Origin of the sequence: Falsiroseomonas sp. E2-1-a20, from assembly GCF_051433195.1 — a bacterium.
GTDB lineage: Bacteria > Pseudomonadota > Alphaproteobacteria > Acetobacterales > Acetobacteraceae > Falsiroseomonas.
On record NZ_JBHMFT010000171.1, the window covers coordinates 1 to 930 of the forward strand.

Below are 930 nucleotides of genomic sequence, written 5' to 3' on the forward strand. Positions count from 1 at the left end.
TGCCGTACCTGCCAAGGCATGGAGAGCACACTGACCAGCCGCTCGGAACCGTCGAACAAAACGCTCATTCGAGGCCCGGTAGCGTTGAAGCTTACCTCGCTGATGCGATCCAGCGCGATGGGCGTGCTGCGCAACAAAACGAGGCCCTGGTAGGACATGTCAAAGCGGTAGTGACCACCGACAAACACGGGCCAGAAGGTCAGTGCTTCGATCCTGCCCCACGTCGGCGGCGAGGGAGGGTAGCGAAGGCGCAAGTGTAGGCGCTCTCCATCGGGGGTGGCGAAGGACCAGTCCTCCTGGTTCTCCCGCACGCCGCCGCGAGAGCGGATGATGCGCTCCATGTTGCTGTCGGCGAAAATGAAGTTGCCGTAGGCGCCGGACACCCCTTGGGGTCGTGCCGAGAAGCCGTGAATGATCATCCATCCCTCCGCCTCCGCCGCATTGCGCGCGGGGACGACGAGCACCACGGCATGATTCAGGGTCTCTGCCGTCCTACTCCCATCGGCATCTTGCGGAGCCATTTGGTCAGAGAAGGCGACGATGAGGTTCGCCCTCCGTGATCGAACGGATTGTAGCGGATTGACCTGCCAGCCCGCAGGTAGATGCCGCTGAGCCACCGCCTCCGACACCTGGAAGGAAAGGAGGGTGCAGATGCTCACATCACGCTGGTCAAGTGTCTGGGACTGGCTGGCTGTACCGGGCAGGGCTGTGCAAGCAAAAGCGAAAGCCAAAGATCGCCGACTGAACATGTCGATCTTCCTTTGGAATGGCTTAGCCCTCGATTCCTACTACCTCTCGCCCAAAGATTTCCAGGAAAGACTGCGGCCGCCGCTTAGATGCCTACGGGTTCCGACCTCGCCAGTACCGCCGCCGCGACACCTTGTGATCCTGGCGTCGCTGTCAGGGACCCAGCATTCGCTGCCTGGATGC

2 protein-coding genes are annotated in these 930 nt (G+C 61.6%); one reads left to right on the forward strand and one right to left on the reverse strand.

Annotated elements, in window-relative coordinates:
• A partial coding sequence (locus ACFHPP_RS31185) for a hypothetical protein (RefSeq protein WP_437167106.1) occupies positions 1-467 on the reverse strand: 467 nt, incomplete at its 3' end.
• A gap of 178 nt (positions 468-645) precedes the next feature.
• Here ACFHPP_RS31185 and ACFHPP_RS31190 point away from each other — a divergent pair.
• Positions 646-930 (forward strand): hypothetical protein (locus ACFHPP_RS31190; RefSeq protein ID WP_437167107.1); only part of this gene is annotated, 285 nt, incomplete at its 3' end.